This window comes from Psychrobacter sp. (genome assembly GCF_035469765.1).
GTDB lineage: Bacteria > Pseudomonadota > Gammaproteobacteria > Pseudomonadales > Moraxellaceae > Psychrobacter.
Window position 1 is genome coordinate 1 of the sequence record NZ_DATIRM010000397.1, and the last position, 5,553, is coordinate 5,553.

Annotated in this window: 4 protein-coding genes and 3 pseudogenes; 5 read left to right on the forward strand and 2 right to left on the reverse strand. The window is 39.2% G+C overall.

The window, feature by feature from the left end; translation table 11 throughout:
• A pseudogene (locus VLN09_RS11090) lies at positions 1 to 432 on the reverse strand (DDE-type integrase/transposase/recombinase); the annotation flags it as partial.
• Positions 419 to 541: pseudogene (locus tag VLN09_RS12340) on the reverse strand (IS256 family transposase); the annotation flags it as partial. The pseudogenes VLN09_RS12340 and VLN09_RS11090, both read right to left, overlap by 14 nt.
• Positions 542 to 697: 156 nt before the next feature.
• Here VLN09_RS12340 and VLN09_RS11095 point away from each other — a divergent pair.
• The 5 genes and pseudogenes from VLN09_RS11095 to VLN09_RS11115 all read left to right on the forward strand — a co-directional run.
• Positions 698 to 2,374: a phosphoethanolamine--lipid A transferase gene (locus VLN09_RS11095; RefSeq protein ID WP_325246508.1), complete on the forward strand. Its 1,677-nt coding sequence runs from the start codon at positions 698 to 700 to the stop codon at positions 2,372 to 2,374.
• A gap of 44 nt (positions 2,375 to 2,418) precedes the next feature.
• A complete protein-coding gene (locus VLN09_RS11100) occupies positions 2,419 to 3,105 on the forward strand; it encodes a response regulator transcription factor (RefSeq protein WP_325246510.1) in 687 nt (228 codons plus the stop codon).
• A 34-nt stretch (positions 3,106 to 3,139) separates the two neighbouring features.
• Positions 3,140 to 4,447 (forward strand): HAMP domain-containing sensor histidine kinase, encoded by a 1,308-nt coding sequence (locus tag VLN09_RS11105; protein ID WP_325246512.1) that lies wholly within the window; start codon positions 3,140 to 3,142, stop codon positions 4,445 to 4,447.
• 215 nt (positions 4,448 to 4,662) lie between these two features.
• Entirely contained in the window at positions 4,663 to 5,106 is a 444-nt protein-coding gene (locus tag VLN09_RS11110; protein ID WP_325246514.1) for a diacylglycerol kinase, read from the forward strand.
• Between the two features lie 47 nt (positions 5,107 to 5,153).
• Positions 5,154 to 5,553: pseudogene (locus tag VLN09_RS11115) on the forward strand (PAP2 family lipid A phosphatase); the annotation flags it as partial.

Here is a 5,553-nt window from a genome sequence, read left to right on the forward strand (position 1 = left end):
GCCTAAACTCTTTTGAATCCTAGTCTGGTTGTAGTACAGCTCGATATATTGTGTGATTTCGTTGATCGCTGTAAACCTTGTTTTATAGTCATGATGGTATACAAGTTCATTCTTCCTTGCGGAGCAGTGCTCCTCACCCGAGAAACTCTCTATTGGCGCATTATCAAAGCAATTACCTTTACCACTCATTGAGCCTTTAAAATGATGCCGCTTGATGATTTTGTGATAGGCATGACTGCAATACTGGCTGCCTTTGTCAGAATGTACAATCAGCCCTTGGCTTGGTCGTTTATTTTTGATTGCTATATTGAGTACACGGCATACTAAATCTGCTGTCATGCGCTTATTAATGGCATAGCCGACCAGCTCTTTGGTGTATAAATCTTTTACTCCTGCTAAGTACAGCCAGCCCTCGCTTGTCCAAGGCAGTGTCGATAAACGATTGCATGAGTTGCTTTTGGAAGTCTTTGATATCATCAAAAATTTTCATGCTGATAGCCATTTGCTCGGCCAGTTTTTTAATGTCAGATTGAGTAGTCATTGCTTATTCTCCGGTTAGTGGATTATAAACAGTTACACAGAGTTTAGGAAAGGCTCCAAAAGACGCTTTCAAATCAATCTCCTTAACATCTTCTTAACGAGCTACTTGTTATCGTAAGGAACACTATTCCTTATCATCCTGTTGAGAAACCCGTTTATGTCACCTTCTCAAGCACTTAGCACTGATAGCACTCAAGCTAATACTAAAAAAGGCTATATAAGCACAATTTTTAATCATGACATTAATCTTAATTATTTGATTATCATTGTTGCCCTTTATTTAGTAGTTACTGCCAATATTACTTTCTTTAAGCAAGTACTCTCTATTTATCCGCTTGCGGACAATATTGGCTTTATGATATCTATCACAGGCTTATTATTTGGGCTGATGTGGTTATTGTTTCAACTGTTATGCTATCGTCCTACGGCAAAAATAGTGCTGATTGCTATGGTGCTGATTGCGGCAGTATGTGGTTACTTCACCGATGCCTATGGCACGATATTTGATAGTGGTATGTTGGCTAACAGCTTGCAAACCGATCAAGCAGAAGCGATGGGATTAATGGCACCAAGCTTTGTTATTAGGCTACTGCTATTGGGTTTACTACCAGCTTTTATGATCAGTAAGATTCGTATAAAGCGCCTGTCTATAGGTCGCTCAATCGTGCAAAAGGCAGTCACCTTGATAATGTCTATTGCGCTCATAGCCGTTTGCCTAGTGTCATTCGGCGACCAATATGCCAGTTTTTTTCGCCAGCATAAACTGGTGCGTAGTTATACCAATCCCATTACCCCTATTTATTCTATAATAAAACTCGGTACCGATTATATCAATGAGCTAAACCGTCCTGATACCTTGATACTGCATGCGACAGATGCAAAACGTATAGCACCCGTCAGTAGCACAACAAAACCTAATCTGATGGTGTTCGTAGTTGGTGAAACGGTTCGCGCTGATCATATTGGCTTAAATGGCTATAAACGCGATACGATGCCGTTACTTGCCATCCAGCCAGATATCTATAGCTTCAAAGATGCAATTTCCTGTGGGACATCTACTGCGTATTCAGTACCCTGTATGTTCAGTTATGCGAACCGAGAAGACTACGACATAGATACTGCTGAATACAATGAGAACGTATTGGATACGCTCAATAAGCAAGGCGTCAAGGTCGTTTGGCGAGACAATAATTCTAGCTCTAAAGGCGTTGCAGACCGCGTGACTTTTGAGGACTATAAAACGCCTGAGGTAAATCCCAATTGCGATAGTGAATGCCGAGATATTGGCATGCTTGATGGTTTTGATAAGGTGGTAAAGTCAGCAGCCAAGCCACAAGATACACTAATTTTACTACATCAAATGGGCAATCACGGTCCTGCATATTACCAACGCTATCCCAAAGCATTTGAAATATATAAGCCAGTCTGTATGACTAATGAGCTTTCTAAATGCGACATGCAATCTGTCATTAACGGTTATGACAATGCGATTCGTTATACAGACTACTTTTTAAATGCCGTCATAGATACGCTAAAACCCTATGAGCAAGACTATAATGTGGTGATGGTATATATTAGTGATCATGGGGAAAGTTTGGGTGAAAACAACGTGTATTTACATGGTCTGCCGTACGGTATTGCACCAAATGCTCAAAAACAGGTGCCAGTCATTATCTGGTCGCCTAAAAACAATGGCATTAATACCAAGAGTTTGTCTGATATGACCAATCAGCCAGTATCACATGATTTTATTACGCCAACCTTATTACATTTTTTTGGTATCACTACTCAAGAAGTTCAGTCAGAGCCAACCTTTTTTAAAACTGTTAATTAATCTTTTTAACCCAAGCACTGCTAGCATTTATACTCGAGACATCTATGTACAAGATACTTATTATTGAAGACAATCCTGATATCGTAGCAAATATATATGCTTTCTTTGAACCGAAAGGATTTGAGTTGGATAATGCTCATAATGGACTAAGTGGCTTGGCACTTGCAGCAAATAATCGTTACGACGTTATACTGCTGGATGTAATGCTTCCCGGTATGGATGGTACCAAGCTGTGCAAAAAGCTGAGAGAAGAGTTGCATAACAAAACACCAGTATTGATGCTGACAGCTCGCGATACTATTTTAGATAAAGTCGCAGGGTTTGATAGTGGTGCTGATGATTATTTGGTCAAGCCTTTCTCATTGGTTGAATTAGAGGCACGTATCAAAGCACTCATACGTCGTAATCAGGATGAACATTTTCAGTATACTATTGAAGTCGGCAAGCTGTCTCTAAATACTGAGGAACACAGTATCAAACGAGAAGATAAAGTGCTAAAACTAACCCCAACGGGATTCAAAATCTTACACATTTTAATGAGTGCATCACCTCGGGTAGTCAGTAAAACTGAGCTTGAGGAAAAAGTATGGGGACAGGATGTGCCAAGTAGTGATGCGCTTCGCACGCATTTGCATAGTGTCCGTGCGCAGGTTGATAAGCCGTTTGCCAAGCCTATGATCATGACCATACCAGGCGTTGGTTATCAGATAATCGACCCTGATGATTTATAACACCTTGTCTTTTGTAACTAAATAAGTCCCTGCTATGTTTAATATAGACTCTATCGCCAATAAATTTCGCCTCTCTTATTTGGTATTCGCCATCTTACTGTGTGCCGCTTTTGTCAGTATTTTTATGTATGCCGAGATGCGAATTGAACAGGACTTAGTTAAAGGGCGTCTTATACAACAGCTACAACTCAGTCAAGAAAAAGAAGGTAAGCAGGCTGTCTATACAGCAAATCCTGGTATTAAAATTTATCGTTATGATAGTGCGCCTGAGAATTTAAAAGCGCTAGCAAACGGAACCGTTCAAAAAACGCGTGTAACTGTGAATAATCAAGCGGGAGAAACTAAGACCAATCTTCATTTTTTTGCTTATCAACAAAAGGAGCAAAAATATGTGTTAACGTACTTAGAAGGCAATGAAATAGCGATGGAAAACTATCCTGTATTAGCAATTTTTGAGGAGTTAGAAGACATATTTGCTGATGCGCTAAAAATTGCCGTTCTATTAAGTTTGCTCATCGCAGTGCTATTTTCTCATTTATCATCTAAGCAAATCATTAAGCCGTTATTGAACTTAAAAAAAGCCGTAGAAACAGATCATCGAAACTTAACCGAATTAACCCACCTACCCTCAGAAGTTGGGGTATTAGCAAGAGCGATTGATGAAAAAAATCATAAACTAGAGCAATATCTAAAACGTGAGCAACTGTTCACAGGTGATGTCAGTCATGAATTGCGCACGCCTTTGACCATTATTATGGGCGCATCTGAGGTATTAGCTTCACAACTTGAAGAGAATAGCCCATTAATCGAATTCGCCAACCGTATTAGCACGACCGCCAAAGAAACCTCTGAAATTATCAGCGCTTTATTACTCTTATCGCGCGCTCCTGAACAGCTGGATACACCGCAAACCTCTATCAATACCATCACCCTTAATGAAGTGACACGTTTACAGTATTTGCTCCGCCATAAACCGGTAAGTTGCAAAGTAGTCACGGATCAAGATTATGTCGCATATGTAAGACCTGAACTGTTAAAAATGGCATTGGGCAATTTGATAAAAAACGCTTTTCAATATACTGATGATGGCGAGGTAATCGTGACTATTGATGCTGAAAAGATTACAGTGACCGATACTGGTCTTGGTATTCCAGAGGTCATGATGCCACTACTATATGAGAGATTTGAGCGTCTGAATGAGGTAAATAAAGGCGATCAGGTAGAAGGTAGCGGTTTGGGTCTGAGTATTGTGCAACGTATCACGGCTCATATGGGTTGGCAGTTAACGCACCAAGCCAATAAGACAGGCGGTAGTACCTTTAGTGTTTATTATAATAAGTAGCATAGATACGTCTTTGCTCTCTTTTTTACATCAACGAGTCGATATCGTCTTACAGCTCTTAACTGTCTTAACGCTTTCTTAAGATGCACTGTCTTATACTGTCTTTATAAGAATTGCCTTTATAAGAACGGTTTGCTAACTTTCTATTTAGTTGTTTTTTAAATCATGCAAACTCTACAGCATTACTCAATATTAATAAGTATTAAGAATTCAATATGAATAAAGACAACTCTGAACCAAAAAATCAAATAGCCGCTACTGAGCTGCTTGCACCTAATAGTTATGCCAGCCTTGCTAAAGGTAAAAAAGGTTTTTCTCGTATTGTGAAAGCCGCTGGTTATTCACTGGATGGTTTTAAAGCTGCTTACAAGTATGAGGCAGCTTTTAGACAAGTATTTTGGCTCAACCTTGTCTTGTTCATTGTAATCATACTTATCCCTTTTGATATCAGCATAAAAATGATGCTGATAATCACCTCTTTCTTATCCCTTATCGTTGAGCTATTTAATACCGGTATTGAAGCCAGTGTTGACCATACCTCAACAGAACAGCATCCACTCGCTAAAATAGCTAAGGATGTGGGTTCTGCGGCGCAATTTTTGGTGTTATTGCTTTTGTTTATCTTATGGGTAATGGCTTTATGGAACCTTTTATATTGAGTAAGACTTGGATATTTTTGACTTAATATAGTTTAAAAGGTGACTCAATGACTCTAGCAAAAAAATCAACTGATTGGATGTGGCTCAAGCTGCTGTGCTTAACCATTATTGCGACATTGACGTTTGAGCACAGCCAATTTGATATTCGTATTAGTGAGCTGTTCTATGCAAATGGACATTGGCTACTCGAAAAAGATGCGCAGCCTTATGCGTTTATCTTTTATGATTTTCCTAAACTGTTATTAATATTATTCGGCGTCTATTTAATAACTGTTTTAACTTGGCGCTATTGGCAAAGTCGATTGACTAAGACTGTAAATGCTAAAGCGTTTTTTATTAGACCAATTGCCGCATTGTCTAGCCGACAAATAGCTTATCTATTAATTACTATAATTATAGTGCCTACGGTTATCGCAACGCTCAAAAGCTTCACCCATGTTAGTTGCC